Origin of the sequence: Variovorax sp. J22G73, from assembly GCF_030317035.1 — a bacterium.
GTDB lineage: Bacteria > Pseudomonadota > Gammaproteobacteria > Burkholderiales > Burkholderiaceae_C > Variovorax.
Map to the genome: position 1 here is coordinate 391,200 of NZ_JASZYK010000004.1, position 15,193 is coordinate 406,392.

Consider the following 15,193-nt stretch of genomic DNA (forward strand, 5'->3'; position numbering starts at 1 on the left):
CCAGGAAAACCACATGCATCACACGCCTCGTGCGCCGTCGACCCGTGCCACCCGCAACGCCGGAACTCCTTCGCCCCGACTGCTGCGCTCGACCCTGATCGTCCTGAGCGCGATGGCCCCCGTCATCTGGCCCGTCGCTTCCACGGCCGCAGACGCGCAGGCCGTGCGCCCTCAGCAACAACGCCCATTGATACTTTCCGCCGGGACGCAGCAAGAACTGCTGCTCGACAAGGGCATCGACCGCATGGCGATCGGCGACGAGGCCGTGGCCGGCGTCACCATCACGCGCAAGACGCCGAATTCGCCGGCCGCACGACTGATCGTCACGGGCAAGGCAGCGGGCCGCACCACCCTCATGGTCTGGGAAAAAGGCAATGCCGCAGCAACCACCTACACGGTGGAAGTACGTCGGCGCGCCACCACGCTCACCGGCACCATGGACAGCATGACCGCGCACCAGCAGGCGCGCGACACCGCGCTGGCCAGCACCGCCGACAAGGCCGAGCTCATCGACCGCTCCGTCGTCAACGTGCGCAGCAACACCGTGCAGGTGGAAGTGAAGGTGGTGGAGTTCAACCGCAACGTGCTCAAGCAGGCCGGCCTGAACATCTTCAGCACGCGGGCCAACTCCAACGGCTTCAGCTTCGGCGTGTTCGGCCCGGCCTCGCTCAACAGCGCCACATTCAGCGCCGACGGATCGATCAGCACCCAGTACAACAACCCGCTCGCACAGGCCTTCAGCCTGCTGTTCAACTTCAGCAAGGCGGGCCTCGGCCTGAACGTCGGCTTCCTCGAAGGCAACGGCATGGCCCGCGTGCTCGCGGAGCCCACGCTGGTCGCCATGTCGGGCCAGAGCGCGAGCTTCCTGGCCGGCGGCGAGCTGCCGGTACCTGCACCGCAAGGCCTGGGCACCACCAGCATCGAATACAAGCCCTTCGGCATCGGCCTGACCCTGACGCCCACCGTGCTGTCGAACGAACGCATCGTGCTGAAGGTCGCGCCCGAGGCCAGCGACCTGGACTACACCAACTCGCTGAGCATCGGCGGCGTCGCGGTGCCCGCCATCACCACCCGCCGCGCGGACACGACGGTCGAGCTCGGCGATGGCGAGAGCTTCATCATCGGCGGGCTCGTGAGCCGCACCACGACCTCGAATGTCGACAAGGTGCCGCTGCTCGGCGACCTGCCGATCCTGGGCTCCTTCTTCCGCCAGAACAAATACCAGATGAACGAGAAGGAACTCGTGATCTTGGTCACGCCCCACCTGGTCAAGCCGATCGCGCGCGGCACCGACCTCACCCCTTACCTGCCCGGCAGCGCCGAGCAGCGGGATGGCCCTGTGTGGCGTTCGAACTTCCTTGGCGCCGCGGCCGACACGGCGGTGCCCGGCTTCTCCCGTTGATGACGATGACCCGGACCTTGCATCGCAGGCAGGCACCATGAACGCTCCACGCGACAGCCTCCCCGACACGGGCAGCGAAACCTACCTGTTCGCGTCGAGCAATGGCAGCCACATCACCTGGCTGACCGACGCGCTGGGCGCACTGGGCTCGGTGGTTGTCATGACGCCGGACGGAAAGTCGATCGACGAGCGCATCGCGCTGCTGGGACCGGTCGCGGTGTTCATCGACTTCTCGGCAGACCAGAGCACCGCCGCCATCCAGCTTCATCAGCGCCTCAAGCGCGACTGGCCCACATTGCCTGTACTGGGCGCCGGCGTTTCGGCCGAGCCCGCCGCCATGCTCTGCGCCCTGCGCGCGGGCGTGGACGACTTCGTCGACATGGCTGCGCCGTCGGCAGATGCCGTGACCACGCTGCGCACGCTGCTGGAGCGGCGCGACAGCCTGCAAGGCGGCACACGCGGCACCACGCTGGCGTTGCTCGGCGCGCGCGCCGGACTCGGCGTGACGACGCTGGCCACCAGCCTCGCCCTGACGCTGAACGACCAACTCGCGCAGACTCCCGTGCGCCCCGTGGGTCGCCCGGTGCGACACGGCGTGGCGCTGCTCGACCTGGGCCTGCCGGCGCGGGACGGATTGCTTTACCTCGATACGCAAAGCGGCTTCAGCTTCGTCGACGGCGTGCGCAACCTGCGTCGGCTCGACCAGACGCTGCTGCACACCGCGCTGGCGCACCACACCAGCGGCGTGGCGGTGCTGCCCTTGCCCGCGAGCCTGGCGCAGGTGCGTGAGATTTCGCATGCCGACTCGGTCGCGCTCATCAAGCGGCTGGGCGACTTCTTCGACTTCCAGATCGCCGACCTCGGCGGCTTCTCGACCATGGACTTCGTCGCGCAGACCGTGCGCGAGGCACGGCAGAGCTGGGTGGTCTGCGACCAGAGCATCGGCGGCATCGTCTCCACGGCCAACATGCTCAAGGAACTGCGCGCGCGCAGCGTCGACACCGAGCGCCTCTCGCTGGTGGTGAACAAGTTCGACAGCCACGTCGGCCTGTCCGCCAAGGACATCGCCGAACGACTGGAGCTGCCGTTGCGCCACGTGCTGCCCGCACGCAGCGCGCAACTGCTGTCGGCTGCCAGCCGCGGCGAAATGCTCGTGCGCACCGCGCGCAGCGACCCGTATGCACAAGCCGTCGGCGGACTCACCCGCAGCCTGCGCCAGGAATACATGTCAGCCACGGGCCAACCACCGGCCAAGGATCCACGCTGGGTTGCGCTCATGTCGCAAGTCACCGGCCTGTGGAAGAGTTCACACGAAGGTTGAGGCCCATGTCCACAGATATCGAATTTGCCGACGACGACCAGGCGTTCGTCAACTCCCAGCAGTTCCAGGACATCAAGAGCTGGACGCACGACCATCTGCTGAGCCGCATCGAGGAACTCGGCGCGGAGTTCGGCCGCTGGTCGCGTGCGTCCATCCAGCAGTTCGTCGAGCTCGAGGTCGACAGCTTCGTGCGCCTGCGCCGCGTGCCGATCAACGACCGCGAGATGCAGCTGATCTCCGATGCGCTGACGAAGGAGCTCGCGGGCTTCGGACCGCTGGAAGACCTGCTGAACGATCCGGCAGTGGAAGACATCCTGATCAACGGCTACCAGAACGTGTACGTGTCTCGCCACGGCATGCTGGAGCGCGAGACGGTGCGCTTCGCCGATTCGGAGCATGTGATGCGCATCGTGCGCCGCATCCTTGCGCCGCTCGGCCGCCGGCTCGACGAGTCGAACCCGATGGTCGATGCGCGCCTGCCCGATGGCGGGCGCATCAACGTGATCATCGAGCCGCTGGCCATCGACGGCCTGTCGGTGTCGATCCGCAAGTTCCGCAAGGAACCGCTCACGCCGGCCGACCTGGTGAAGCTCGGCACATTCGATGCGAGCATGGCGCAGCTGCTTGAAATCGCGGTGCGTGCGCGCTGCAACATCCTGGTGAGCGGCGGCACCAGCTCGGGCAAGACCTCGCTGCTCAATGCGCTCGCGAGTTTCATTCCGGCGCGCGAACGCGTCATCACCATCGAGGACACAGCCGAGCTGTCGCTGGGCACCAGCCACGTCGTGCGCCTGGAAAGCCGCCCCGGCGGTTTCGACGGCACGGGCGTGGTGTCGATCCGCGACCTGCTGCGCAACAGCCTGCGCATGCGGCCCGACCGGATCGTGGTGGGCGAAGTGCGCGGCGCCGAAGTCATCGAGATGATGCAGGCCATGAACACGGGCCATGAAGGTTCGATGGGCACCATCCACGCGAGTTCGCCGCGCGAATGCCTCTATCGGCTGGAGATGCTCGCGGGCTTTGCGGGCTACCAGGGCAGTGAAGTGAGCCTGCGTCGGCAGATTGCCAATGCCATCGACTTCATCGTGCAGATCGGGCGGCTGTCGAACGGACAGCGCCGCATCATTTCGCTGAGCGAAGTGACGGGCGTGAACGACAACGTGGTCGCGATGCAGGAGCTGTACCGCTACGAACCCGTTGCATCGCCTGACGGTGAAGAGCGCGACCGGTGGGTGTCGCTGGGCATTGCGCCGCACTCGCCGAAGATCACGCGGTTCCGTCAGTCGCTGGCGCGCGCGCAGCAGGGGGACGGCCGTGCGTGAAGGGCTGCTCTTCGTCTTTTGCATTGCGCTGCTGTTCGCAGCGGGTGGGCTGCTGCTGTGGCAATGGGCCAAGCGCCGGCAGACACGGCAAGCGACCGAGCGGCACCTGAACCAGCAGATCCTGGCCAGCGCGGCCGCCGCAGCGGCGGTGCCCATGCCCCTGCGCGATTTGCCGAACGACGGCTTCGTCGCGGGCGTGTTGAAAGACCCGTGGCTCGAGACGGAAGCCAGCGCTGCGGCAGCAGCCAAGCCAACAGGCATCCTCGAGAAGGCCATGCCCGACTGGCTGGTGGGCGTGATCGAACCACGCACGGCCGTGCTCGTGCTGGCCGCCATCGTCGTGGTCGCTGCGCTGGTCGGGTTGTTCGCGGGCTGGATCGGCGCGCTGGGCGTGCTGCTTTTGCTGGGGCTGCTTGCGGTCTTCGCGGTCTGGCTGCGCCTGCAGAAGTTCCGCCGCAAGTTGATCAGCCAGTTGCCCGGATTCATCGATGCGATGGTGCGGCTGATCACCATCGGAAACTCCACGCAGGCGGCTTTTCAGCTTGCCATAGCCACCACGGAAACTCCTCTGCGCGGCCAGTTGGAGCGTGCGGCATCGCTGGTGCGCGTGGGCGTTGAACTGGACCGCGCGCTGCACCAGACGGCCGCCAACGTGCGCGTCGAGGAGATGTTTCTCCTGGCGTCCATCCTCGGGCTGGGTGTGCGCTACGGCGGCCGCGCCGACCTGTTGCTGGAGCGCGTGGGCAACTTCATGCGCGACCGCGAGCAAGCTGACCAGGAGCTGGTCGCCATGTCGGCGGAAACGCGACTGTCTGCCTGGATCCTGGGCCTGCTGCCGCTGGGCGTCGGGGCTTTTCTCATCATGACGAACCCCGGTTACTTCATGAGCATGTGGAATGACGGCACGGGTCGCATCCTGATCTTCTCCGCGGCAGGTCTTCAACTGTTCGGCGCGGCCCTGCTGTACAGGCTGGCAAAACTGACATGACGCTCACGCCCAATCTCCTGGCCATCCTCAGCTTGTCGTTGCTGGCACTCGGCCTGCTGGTCGGCGCTGGGGCGTTGGTGGCAGGTGAGCTGCGTCGTGCGCGCAGCGGAAAAGTCATTGGCCGCGCGATTCGACAGGTGGCGGCGGCACCGGACGAGTCGGGCAATGCAGCCGACCCCGCTACGGCGGAAGAAGCCGCGGCGAAGGCCGACATCGAACTGCCGTTCCATTGGCTCGACTCCCGCTTCGGCCGTGCGCTGGTGGCCGACGAAGACCGCAACCTCATCGACCAGTGCGGCCTTCCGTCGAAACGCACGCAGCTCGTGTTCCTGGTAACGCGGGTGATGCTTGCAGTGCTGCTTCCTCTCCTTACGTACGTGGGATGGGCTGAAGGGCACGTGCAGCGCACCGTGATCCTGGTGCTGGGCACGGCGTTCTTCATCGGTTTCATGGCACCCAAGTGGGTGCTCGGCCGGATTGCCGCGGGGCGTCGCGAACGCGCGAACCAGGAACTGCCGCTGTTCATCGATCTGCTCCGTTTATTGCAGGGCGTGGGCTTGAGCCTGGACCAGAGCCTGCAGATCATGGCCACCGACTTTTCGCACGTGTTGCGCGTGCTAGGCCATGAATTGAATCTTGCCAACAACCAATACAGCCGCGGCCGCACGCGCGAGCATTCGCTGCACCGACTTGCCACGCTGCACAAGAACGAGAACCTGCGCGGGCTGGTGTCGCTGCTGGTGCAGGTCGACAAGCATGGCGGCGCCGTGCAGGAACCGCTGCGCGTCTTCAGCGACCGGCTGCGCGAAAGCCGGCGCTCGGAAATGAAGGAGCGCATCGGAAAAATCACTGTGAAGATGACCGCTGTCATGGTGACGACGCTGCTTCCGGCGCTGGTCATCGTGACCGCGGGGCCGGGTTTTATCGCCGTATTCCGTTCACTGGGAGCCATGACCAAATGAAAACGCTCAACGCCCTCGTGCAGGCGCGAACCGCCTCGCGCTCGTTGGCCTGCGCAGCCGCCGCTGCCGCCGCGTTGGCCATCACCGGCTGCGCCGGCATGAAGGACCAGTACGGCGCCACCGCCGATGCGCAGCAACGCATGGCCGCGGAAGCCGCCGCGGAAACGAAGGCCGGCGCCGCCGTCGACACGAAGGCGACCTACCTGCGGCTCGTCGAGCAGATGCAGAAGGAGAGCCTGTGGTTCGCCTCGCTGGCGCACATCGATGCACTGGAACAGCGCTGGGGCGTTTCGCCGGAATCGACGCGGCTGCGCGCCGATGCACTGCGCCAGACCGGACAGGCCGCATCGAGCGAGGACGCGTACAAGCGCCTCATGGGCACGCCGCTGGAAAGCGCCGGCTACCGCGGCCTGGGCCTGCTGGCGGGGGCACGCGGCAACTTCGCGGAGTCGGTGCGGCTGCTGAAGCAGGCCCAGCGCCAGAACCCGACCGACGCCTTGTTGCTGAGCGACCTGGGCTATGCCAGCCTGCGCGCCGGCATGGCCGACGAAGCCCGCCTTCCTCTGATGCAGGCATTGCAACTGCGCCCCGACAGCACGCAAGCCCAGGCCAACCTGGCGCTGTATTTCATCGTCACGCGCCAGAACGAACAAGCCGCACGGTTGATGGACGCCAACAACATGCCGGCCACCGCGCGTGCGGCGGTGCGCGATGCGGCGCAGCAACTTGGCGCTGTCAGCAGCACGGTGGGTGGTCCGGTCGGTGCCGCGCCGGCCTTGCCCGTGGTCGCGACGCTCCCACCGCCGGTTCCCTCGGCGACAGTGCGCGACGACGCGGCGGCGCCCCCGCTGATGCTCAAGGCCTCGCGCTGGTCCGCCACCGGCGCCGTGCGCACGGCCAGCCAACAGATTCCCGCCGCCGACCCTGCGTTGCCCCTGTCACCGAATTCGATCGCACGAGGTACCCAATGAGAAAAGAACATGCACCCCGCTTTGCAGCGCCCTGGCGTTTGCCTGCGCTGGGCTTGATCGTTGCGCTGGTGACGGCGGCGCCCTTTGCATCGGCACAGGAGACGAAGTCGCCTGCCGTGGCTACGGCAACACCCGTACCTGCGCCGGCGTCGGCAACGGCGGCAGCTACCCCGCCCAATGCCCCCGCATCGGCACAAGCACCTGCGGGCGTACCGCCACAGGGAGAAGAAGAAATGGCAGAGGCCGAAGAGGTTTTCTACGAACCGCTGCAGGTCGGCGATGCCACGCAGGGCTTGCTGGCATGGCAGCGCAGCGGCGAGATCGCGTCCGCAACGCCGCGTCCGATCGCCGGCGCCGTCGCGAACCGGAGCTACGAGCGCTACCTCAAGAGCTTCGAGTTCCCGATTCCCGAGCGCATGAGTTCGATCGTGAAGTCGTCCACCAGCGGCGGCGGTGGCTCCGGTACCGGCTCGGCGCGGTAGGCGCAGTCGACTGCTCTTCGCGCCATCGCCATCGCACGCACCATGACAACGCCACGCGCTCGACCATCCGCCCGCAGCCAACGCGGCGTGTATGCGATCGAGTTCGCGATGGTGTTCCTGATCTTCTTCGCGCTGCTCTACGGTGCCATCTGCTACGGCATGCTGTTCGCGTTTCGCCTGGGCCTGCAGAACGCGGCCGAAGACGGTGCACGTGCGGCGCTGCGTTACCAGTCGACCTATTCGGCTCGCGCAGTGCAGGCGAAGAGCATCGCTACGCAAGGCATCGGCTGGCTGCCCGGCGTCGTCACCCGCAACGTTGACGCCACCGTGTGCGGCGTGGTCGGCAACAACTGCACCGCGCCCGTCTGCGGTGCGGAATGGACCGCACGGTGCCAGATGGTGGTGACCGTTACTGCCACCGACATGCGCAAGCTGCTGCCCCCGCTGCCGAGCTTCGCCCTGCCCGACCAGATCGTCGGCCAGGCCAGCATGCTTCTCGATGGGCGCGCACCATGACCGCGCCGCGCCCCCACAGGCTTCGCACCGCACAGCGCAACCGCCAGGGCGGCGTGGCGGCCGTCGAGTTCGCGCTGGTGTTCGTGCTCCTGTTCAGCATGCTGTACGCACTGGCGACCTTCGGGTCGGTGCTCTACATACAGCAGAGCGTGTCGCGTGCCGCAGCCGAAGGCGCCCGTGCCATCGGCCTTCTGACGCCCGCGCCCACGGCGGGGGACGCTCGGGTGAAAGACGCGGTCTATGACGCGCTCGCCGGTTCACTGGTCGTGCCTTCGTCGGTGAACACGGACGTCGCCAGCCGGCGCACCTGGATCGTTTCGAAGGTTGCCGTCACGGTCGACCGGGGCACGCCGAGCAGCCCCGGTGCGTATGTCAACTATGTGGTGAACGTGAGCTATCCCTACAGCGCGAACCGCCTGCTCCCTTCCCTGCCATTGCTCGACACCAGCAAGTGGATGCCCGACCAATTGCAAAGCCGGTCGACCGCCGCGCTCAAGTCATCCTGAGGAGCGCTCGCCGACATGAACACGACCCGCCGCACAGCTCGAAAGCGCATGCCCGAGGCGCCCACGTCTCGAAGCCGAGGCTCGCGCGGCTCGATCATCGTCAACACCGCCATCGCGCTCAGCCTGATCGTCATCACGCTGATCGGCACCGAGATCGGCTACATGTACTTCATGAAGCGCGAGTTCCAGAAGACCGCCGACCTGGCGGCACTGGCCGGCGCGCAACAGATCCGCAACGGCTGCACGGCCGCGAGCGCCGCCGCGCAGGCCAACGCGAACGGCGCGTCGGCGAGCGACTCATCGCGCAACATGCCCCTGGGTTTCACGCTGGCCGCGGGTGAAGTGCAATGCGGCTATTGGGACCGGGTGACCACCTTCCAGACACCGGCGGTGACCGGCGCGGCCAATGCGGTGCGTGTGAGCTTCCAGAAACAGACCGTGAAGCTGCTGCCGTTCTTCGACGGCAATCGCACCATCAGCGTCAGTGCGGTGGCGGCATTGAGCGCACCGCTGGCCGAGTTCTCGGTCGGGACCAAGCTGGTGACGGTGAGCGGCGATTCGCTGCTGGGCCGCGCGCTCAAGGGCATCGGCCTCGATCTGGGCGGCTCGCTGGTGGGCTACGACGGCCTGGCACAGGTGAAAGTGACGCCCGCCGGTCTGCTCGCACAACTGGGAATACCGGTCAGCGCGGACATCGGAGTGGGCGAACTGAACGCGCTTCTCAATGCCAAGACCATCACGCTCGCGCAACTGCTGGACGCGACCATCAAGGCGGCAGGCGTGGGCACCGATCTGCTGGCCAGCAACATCACGTTGCTGAATGCCATCCAAGCCAAGCTCGGCATCACGGGGCTCACTGTGCCCCTGGGGTCGCTGCTGCAGATCACCGCGCCCAATGGTCCGGCAGGCGCCGCGTTGAATGTCGGCATCAACGCGCTCGACATCCTGTCCACCGGCATCGGCATCGCCACGCAGAAACACGCCATTGCGGTCAACGGCCTGAGCGTCACGAACCTGGTGAAAGCGCGCGTGGCGCTCATCGAGCCGCCGTCCATTGGCGTGGGCGGCGTGGGAGCGGTTGCGTACACCGGGCAGTTGCGCACCTATGTGCAGATCGACACGGGCAGCGTTCCCATCGTTGGCAGCCTGGTGCGGCTGAAGCTGCCCATCATGATCGACGCGGTCAACGGCAAGGGCACGCTTGCTCAGATGTGCACGCCGGAACTGAAGACCGCCGCGGGCGTGGACCGCGCGCGCATCGATGTGCAGGCATCGATCCTCAAGGTCTGTGTCGGCAAGCCGGGCGCCGATCCGGCGAAGGAGGACGAGATCTTCTCGACGAGCGCCAGTTGCGAAACCAACCTCCAGAACGAGCAGCTGCTAAGCATCGGTCTCGCAGGCTTGAATCTGCTTTCTCTCAACACCCAACTCAAGATAGATGCGTTGCCGGTCAATGCGTCCGTGACGCTTGCCCAATCGGAAACTGCCACGGTCGGCAACGACCTGCTGATCGGCACGACGGTCAAGAACATCACCAATGCGCTGCTGGCTTCTCTTCTCGCAAATTCGCTGAACAAGACGCCAACGTTGACAGACGCACAGCGCCTGGCCATGGCAACAGATCTGTGGGGCACCCCAGCTTGCGGAACCAGCGCATGCCGGTCGGCCCGCTTGGCCAGTGCAAAAGAAAAGATCACGACGTCAGCCAATGGTCTAAGCGGCTTTCTCGGAAACCTGGGAACCGACACCGTCAGCATCCTGAACCAATTGCTGACGTTCAATATCGCCGGGCTGCTCACGAGCATCGGAACCCTTGTGGCAGGGCTGCTCGGAGGCATCGGCGACCTGTTGGGCGGCATCATCGGCGGACTTTTTGGCAACGCATGCACGGGCGGGCTGACGTACGGCACAGGCCAGGATTCCGCCTGCATCAAGAATCTTGCGGACAGCATGCAGAACTCCTCCAGCGGCGGCGGTGCATCGGCCCCGAACGCGGTGATCGCGCTCGTCGGCTTCCTGCTTCAGTTGCTGCAACCCATCCTCGATGCCCTGGGCTCTCAGATACTCACCCCGTTGCTCCAGAACGTCCTCGGGCTGCATCTCGGCCAGATCGACGTCAATCTCCGAACGCTGGACTGCAATGCATCGCCATCCCTCGTGTACTGAACTGCCGCAAAGAGCAAGCCAAAGCGTTGAATACATCGAGCGCCCATGAATTCCCCCGCCCCCAACTTCGACGAACTCGACCTCTTTGTCTACGAAGGCAAAGCCGACATCCTCGACCGCATCGCGCGGTGCATGGCGAGCTTCGACGTCGAGGTGATCCGGGCCGACGGGCTCGCGACGCCCGAGCCTGAGCGCGGCGTTGCGCTGCGGCCTTGCGTCGCGGTGATCAGCGTCACCGTCATCGACGGCGGCGGGCTCGCGCAGGCGAGCGAGCGGCTGCAGGGCATGCCGGTGATCTGGGTGGCAGCAGGCTCGCGCGAGCGCGACTCGCGCACCTATCCGCCCGAATACCTGCACGTGCTGCCCTACGACTTCACGTGCGCCGAGCTGCGCACGATGGTCGCGAAGCTGGTGCGCCAGCTGCGCGCGCGCGACGTGGCGCCGCAGGCGCCCGATGTGCTGGTCGCGCATTCCGAGGCGATGAAGTCGCTGCTGGCCGAAGTGGGCGCCTTCGCCGACTGCAACCACAGCGTGCTGGTGCGCGGCGAAACAGGGGTGGGCAAGGAGCGCATCGCGCAGCAGCTGCACCTGGGCCACCAGCACTACAGCAAGGGGGCGTTCGTGGCGGTGAACTGCGGCGCGATCCCCGACGGACTTTTCGAATCGCTGTTCTTTGGCCACACGAAGGGCTCGTTCACGGGCGCGGTGCACGCGCACCGCGGCTACTTCGAGCAGGCCACGGGGGGCACGCTGTTTCTCGACGAAATCGGCGACCTGCCGCGCTACCAGCAAGTGAAGCTGCTGCGCGTGCTGGAAGACAACGCGGTGACGCGGCTCGGTGCGACGGCGCCGCTGCGCGTCGACTTCCGGCTGGTGGCCGCCACAAACCGCAACCTGCGCGAGATGGTGGCCAGCGGCGAGTTCCGCGCCGACCTGTTCTACCGGCTGGCGGTGATCGAGCTGCACGTGCCCAGCCTCGAGGAGCGCGGCGAGGTCGACAAGATCGCGATCTTCAAGGCGCTGCTGAGCAACGTGCTCGGCGACGCGCTGGAAGCGCTCGGTGAAACGCCGCACTGGCTGAGCGACGCGGTGGCGGAGACCTACTTTCCGGGCAACGTGCGCCAGCTGCGCAACCTCGCGGAGCGCGTGGGCGTGATCGCGCGGCAGCTGCACAGCTGGGACCAGAACCTGATCCAGCGCGCGATCGCGCTCACGCGCGGCACGCCGGCACCCTCCATTTCGGCGGAGCGCAACGGCGCGGGCGGCGGCGGAGTCTCGCTCGACGGCTCCAGCGAGCGCAAGGGCTGGAACAGCAGCGAGCGCAACCGCATCATCGCGGCGCTGGAGATCAACGACTGGAAGCGCCAGGACACGGCGCAGCACCTGGGCATCAGCCGCAAGGTGCTGTGGGAAAAGATGCGCAAGTACCAGATCCTCGACGGCGAACCCGGTATCCCCGAAGACGCTAGCTAGGCTCGCCCCCAGGCTGCGCGCACTTCGTGTCGCTTCGCCAACCTCCTACCGGGGCGACACCTGAGGCCCGGCGAAGCCGGTTCCTCGGTGTCTCTGGAATTGGCTTCGCTTCGCTTGCCGCCGGTCGCGGGGGTGGTGGTCAGGGGATCGACAGGCGTTGCGACTTGCGCAGCGGCGGGTTGGCGGTGGCCACGCCCATTGCGCGTTCTGCCACGGGCTCGCTCGCGCATGTGGTGTTGCTCGAGATGCACAGGGTGCCCAGCAATCCGTCTTCGGTCAGCACCTGGCGTCGTGGCGCGCCGAAGAGGCGGTCGATCCAGCCGTTGAGGCCGGCGGGGTCCACGCGCAGTTCGCCGGTGGTGCGCGCCAGGCGCAGCTCGGAGATGCGCAGGTCGAACACGCCGTCGATGTAGTCGAACAGCAGGGTGTAGTAGTCGAGCTGGGCGTCGAGCACCTTGGGCAGGGTCTCGCGGCCGAACTCCATGAGGCGGCGCCGGCCGCGAAAGGCCTGGCCCGAGGTGCTGACGGCCTCCATCAGCTGCCGCTCGCGCTCGCGGCCGGACACGGTGCGCGCCCACGAGGCGGAGGTGAGCTCGAACAGGTTGAGCTTCACGCCCTCGAGCTTGGCCTCCTGGTTGGCGATTTCGGTGAGCGCGCTCTTCAGGCGCAGCTGCCGGTCGAAGCCGTTGCCGAAGTTCCAGTTGAGCTCGAAGGCGGCGCGCGTGGGGTCCTGCGGGGACACGCCGCGCGGGTCCTTGCTCTTCACCAGCACGGCGTCCAGCGTGGGGTAGAGGCTGGCGTCCTGCTGGTCGGCCAAGGCCCTGGCGCGTTCGATGCGGCCTTGCGCTTCGGCGATCTCGGTGCTGCGCGCCTCGGCGCGGCGCAGCGCTTCTTCCTGCGACGAGATGCGCCACTGCTGCGGCGCGGCGAGCACGGGCAGCGACTCCGGGTTGGGCGTGAACTTGAAGTAGTTGCGAAACTTGGCGATGGCCTCGTCGCGCTGCGCCGCAAAGTCCGACTCGCGCGCGGCCACCAGGGCGCGCCGCGAGGCGGCCATGTTCAGGTCGTTGTCACCGGTCACGCCCAGCGCCACGCGGCGGGCCTCGGCCTTCGACAGCTCGGCCACCACCTCGGTGGCGCGCGCGGCGATCTGCTTCTTCAGGTCGAAGCGCTGCACCTGCAGGTAGGCGGTGAGCGCGTCCAGCACCACCTTCTGCGAGGTGGTGACGACGGCTTCGTCGTCGGCCTGGTTGCCGGCCTCGGCGGCGCGCTGCGCGGCGTTCATGGCGCCGCCGTCGAGCAGGCTCACGCGGGCCTCGGCGGTGAGCACGGTGTAGCCCTGCGTCTTGGCATTCTCGGCACCGCTGTTGTAGTTGCCCGAAGAAGTGCCGAGCTTGAAGCGCGGGTAGCGCGCCTGCTTGGCGGCGTCCACGCTGTAGCTGCTGGTGTTGGCGGCGGCCTGCGCGGTCAGCACCTCGGGGTAGTCCTGCGACAGCACGACCAGCGCCTGCTTCACCTGCTGCGTGTACGTGCTGGCACCGAGCGACGGCGGGCTCAAGCGGCGCGCCGGCGCAAGCACGAGCGGGGGGCCGCCGTCTTGCAGTGCGACCTCTTCACGCGCCTCCGACACCTGCCGCGCCTCCTGCGCGAAGGCCGAGGGCGGCAGCGCAAAGCTCACGCACAGCGCTGCGCAGACAACACCGGAGCCCGTGCGGCGCCGGTCGAACGGAATGCGTGGCTTCATGGTTCGCGGAAGGCTTCGCGCCGCAGCTTGAGCACGGGTCGCAGGATGTACCAGATGAACGGATCGGTGCCCACGCGCAGGTCCACCTCCGACTCCATGCCCGCGGTGATGCGGTTCTCGTCGCGCCCCACGTGCGACTGCGACATGCTGATGAGCAGCCGGTAGTACGGCGCGCCGCTCGAAATGGCGGGGTCGCGGTCGGCGTCGGCGGCCACCAGCTTCACCTTGCCGTCCACCGCGCCGTAGCGCAGGTAGTCGTACGCGGTGATCTTCACGCGCGCCTGCTGCCCCACCTCGATGAAGCCGCGGTCGTTCGGGTTGAGCCGCGCCTCGACCATGATCTCGTCCTCGTCGGGCACCACTTCGAGAATGGCCTCGCCCGGCTTCACGACCCAGCCCGGGCTGGAGTTGCGCAGGCCCTTGACGATGCCGTCCGACGGCGCCTTCACCACGGTGCGCGAACGCTGGGTGCGGGCGCGCGCCAGGTCTTCGCTCAGGCTGGCGAACTGGCGCTCCACGGTGGCCAGTTCGTCCGATGCGCGGCGGCGGTAGCGGCCCTCGGCCTCGGCCATCTTGGCCTGCGACTCGGTGATGGCGGCGTTGGCCGAGATGACGCCCTGGCGCGCCACGGCAAGCTCGCTGCGCACGCCTTCGGCCTGGCGGCGCTTCTCGAGCACCTCGACCTGGCCGACCAGCTTTTCGCTGAGCAGCTGCTCGGAAATTTCGAGCTCCTTCTGCATCAGCGCGAGCCGGTCGCCCAGGCCCTTGACCTTGGCCTCCTGCTCCAGCTTCTTGCTGCGCGCCTGCTCCAGGCCCGACACGGCACCGGCCATCACGCCGCGCTGCTCGAGCGCGCGCGCCTGGTAGGCGCCGCTCTCGCCCTCGAACACGTCCTTGTCGATGTCGGTGGCAAACGAGGCGCGGCTGAGCGGCTGGCCCCGGCTCTCGGCCATGAGGCGCACGCGCGTGGCCTGCGTGGCCGAGTAGCGGGCCGTCAGCTCCTCGAGGTTGAGGCCGCTGCCGCCCAGGTCGATCTCCACCAGCGACTGCCCCGCCTTCACCTTCTCGCCTTCTTTCACGAGCACGTTGCTGACGATGCCGCCCTCCAGATGCTGGATGGACTTGACCCGGTCCGACGGAATCACGCGGCCGGGCGCGACCACCACGGTCTCCATGGGAAAGCCCAGGCCGACGAGCGCCAGCACGCCCACGAGGCCGCTGACGATCCACTGGCGGCGCCGCCCTTGCGGCGAGTTGCGGGCCGCGCGCCTTTCGTTCTCGTCCTGAAGAATCTGCGGCAGGTCTGATTTCAAGTCGGGTCCCCGATCACTACGCGTCAT

13 protein-coding genes are annotated in these 15,193 nt (G+C 67.2%); 11 read left to right on the forward strand and 2 right to left on the reverse strand.

The genetic code is table 11. The features are described from left to right. The first annotated feature begins 13 nt into the window (after positions 1–13). The 11 genes from QTI51_RS18365 to QTI51_RS18415 all read left to right on the forward strand — a co-directional run bounded on the left by QTI51_RS18365 (position 14) and on the right by QTI51_RS18415 (position 12,109). A complete protein-coding gene (locus QTI51_RS18365) occupies positions 14–1,402 on the forward strand; it encodes a type II and III secretion system protein family protein (RefSeq protein WP_116909648.1) in 1,389 nt (462 codons plus the stop codon). A 37-nt stretch (positions 1,403–1,439) separates the two neighbouring features. Continuing rightward, complete coding sequence (locus QTI51_RS18370; protein ID WP_116909429.1) at positions 1,440–2,723, forward strand: CpaE/TadZ family protein; 1,284 nt, start codon at positions 1,440–1,442, stop codon at positions 2,721–2,723. A gap of 5 nt (positions 2,724–2,728) precedes the next feature. Next, the gene (locus QTI51_RS18375) at positions 2,729–4,045 is read left to right on the forward strand and encodes a TadA family conjugal transfer-associated ATPase (protein WP_116909430.1); all 1,317 of its coding nucleotides are present in this window, start codon (positions 2,729–2,731) and stop codon (positions 4,043–4,045) included. Further along, positions 4,038–5,033: a type II secretion system F family protein gene (locus tag QTI51_RS18380; RefSeq protein ID WP_116909431.1), complete on the forward strand. Its 996-nt coding sequence runs from the start codon at positions 4,038–4,040 to the stop codon at positions 5,031–5,033. Before QTI51_RS18375 ends, QTI51_RS18380 begins: the two co-directional genes overlap by 8 nt. Beyond that, positions 5,030–5,995 carry a type II secretion system F family protein gene (locus QTI51_RS18385; protein WP_116909432.1) on the forward strand — a complete coding sequence of 322 codons (966 nt, stop codon included), beginning with the start codon at positions 5,030–5,032 and terminating at the stop codon, positions 5,993–5,995. The genes QTI51_RS18380 and QTI51_RS18385 overlap by 4 nt, the downstream gene beginning before the upstream one ends. Next, positions 5,992–6,966 carry a tetratricopeptide repeat protein gene (locus QTI51_RS18390; RefSeq protein ID WP_286516032.1) on the forward strand — a complete coding sequence of 325 codons (975 nt, stop codon included), beginning with the start codon at positions 5,992–5,994 and terminating at the stop codon, positions 6,964–6,966. Before QTI51_RS18385 ends, QTI51_RS18390 begins: the two co-directional genes overlap by 4 nt. 233 nt (positions 6,967–7,199) lie before the next feature. Beyond that, complete coding sequence (locus QTI51_RS18395; protein WP_286516031.1) at positions 7,200–7,448, forward strand: DUF3613 domain-containing protein; 249 nt, start codon at positions 7,200–7,202, stop codon at positions 7,446–7,448. Positions 7,449–7,490: 42 nt separating this feature from the next. Next, positions 7,491–7,964 (forward strand): TadE/TadG family type IV pilus assembly protein, encoded by a 474-nt coding sequence (locus tag QTI51_RS18400; RefSeq protein ID WP_116909435.1) that lies wholly within the window; start codon positions 7,491–7,493, stop codon positions 7,962–7,964. Beyond that, complete coding sequence (locus QTI51_RS18405; RefSeq protein ID WP_286516030.1) at positions 7,961–8,470, forward strand: TadE/TadG family type IV pilus assembly protein; 510 nt, start codon at positions 7,961–7,963, stop codon at positions 8,468–8,470. The genes QTI51_RS18400 and QTI51_RS18405 overlap by 4 nt, the downstream gene beginning before the upstream one ends. A gap of 15 nt (positions 8,471–8,485) precedes the next feature. Continuing rightward, entirely contained in the window at positions 8,486–10,636 is a 2,151-nt protein-coding gene (locus QTI51_RS18410) for a TadG family pilus assembly protein (protein ID WP_116909436.1), read from the forward strand. Positions 10,637–10,681: 45 nt separating this feature from the next. Further along, positions 10,682–12,109 carry a sigma 54-interacting transcriptional regulator gene (locus QTI51_RS18415; RefSeq protein WP_116909437.1) on the forward strand — a complete coding sequence of 476 codons (1,428 nt, stop codon included), beginning with the start codon at positions 10,682–10,684 and terminating at the stop codon, positions 12,107–12,109. Positions 12,110–12,248: 139 nt separating this feature from the next. Here QTI51_RS18415 and QTI51_RS18420 read toward each other — a convergent pair whose 3' ends face one another. After that, entirely contained in the window at positions 12,249–13,853 is a 1,605-nt protein-coding gene (locus QTI51_RS18420; RefSeq protein WP_116909438.1) for a TolC family protein, read from the reverse strand. Next, positions 13,850–15,166, reverse strand: a complete 1,317-nt coding sequence (locus tag QTI51_RS18425) for an HlyD family type I secretion periplasmic adaptor subunit (RefSeq protein WP_116909439.1) — start codon at positions 15,164–15,166, stop codon at positions 13,850–13,852. Before QTI51_RS18425 ends, QTI51_RS18420 begins: the two co-directional genes overlap by 4 nt. Between the last annotated feature and the right edge of the window lie 27 nt (positions 15,167–15,193).

What these genes read in the sequence shown, in the direction of transcription:
- QTI51_RS18395 (WP_286516031.1), top strand. Translation starts at nt 7,200, where the DNA reads ATGGCAGAGGCCGAAGAGGTTTTCTACGAACCGCTGCAGGTCGGCGAT.
- QTI51_RS18420 (WP_116909438.1), bottom strand. Translation starts at nt 13,853, where the DNA reads ATGAAGCCACGCATTCCGTTCGACCGGCGCCGCACGGGCTCCGGTGTT.
- QTI51_RS18370 (WP_116909429.1), top strand. Translation starts at nt 1,440, where the DNA reads ATGAACGCTCCACGCGACAGCCTCCCCGACACGGGCAGCGAAACCTAC.
- QTI51_RS18385 (WP_116909432.1), top strand. Translation starts at nt 5,030, where the DNA reads ATGACGCTCACGCCCAATCTCCTGGCCATCCTCAGCTTGTCGTTGCTG.
- QTI51_RS18390 (WP_286516032.1), top strand. Translation starts at nt 5,992, where the DNA reads ATGAAAACGCTCAACGCCCTCGTGCAGGCGCGAACCGCCTCGCGCTCG.
- QTI51_RS18415 (WP_116909437.1), top strand. Translation starts at nt 10,682, where the DNA reads ATGAATTCCCCCGCCCCCAACTTCGACGAACTCGACCTCTTTGTCTAC.
- QTI51_RS18405 (WP_286516030.1), top strand. Translation starts at nt 7,961, where the DNA reads ATGACCGCGCCGCGCCCCCACAGGCTTCGCACCGCACAGCGCAACCGC.
- QTI51_RS18410 (WP_116909436.1), top strand. Translation starts at nt 8,486, where the DNA reads ATGAACACGACCCGCCGCACAGCTCGAAAGCGCATGCCCGAGGCGCCC.
- QTI51_RS18400 (WP_116909435.1), top strand. Translation starts at nt 7,491, where the DNA reads ATGACAACGCCACGCGCTCGACCATCCGCCCGCAGCCAACGCGGCGTG.
- QTI51_RS18365 (WP_116909648.1), top strand. Translation starts at nt 14, where the DNA reads ATGCATCACACGCCTCGTGCGCCGTCGACCCGTGCCACCCGCAACGCC.
- QTI51_RS18375 (WP_116909430.1), top strand. Translation starts at nt 2,729, where the DNA reads ATGTCCACAGATATCGAATTTGCCGACGACGACCAGGCGTTCGTCAAC.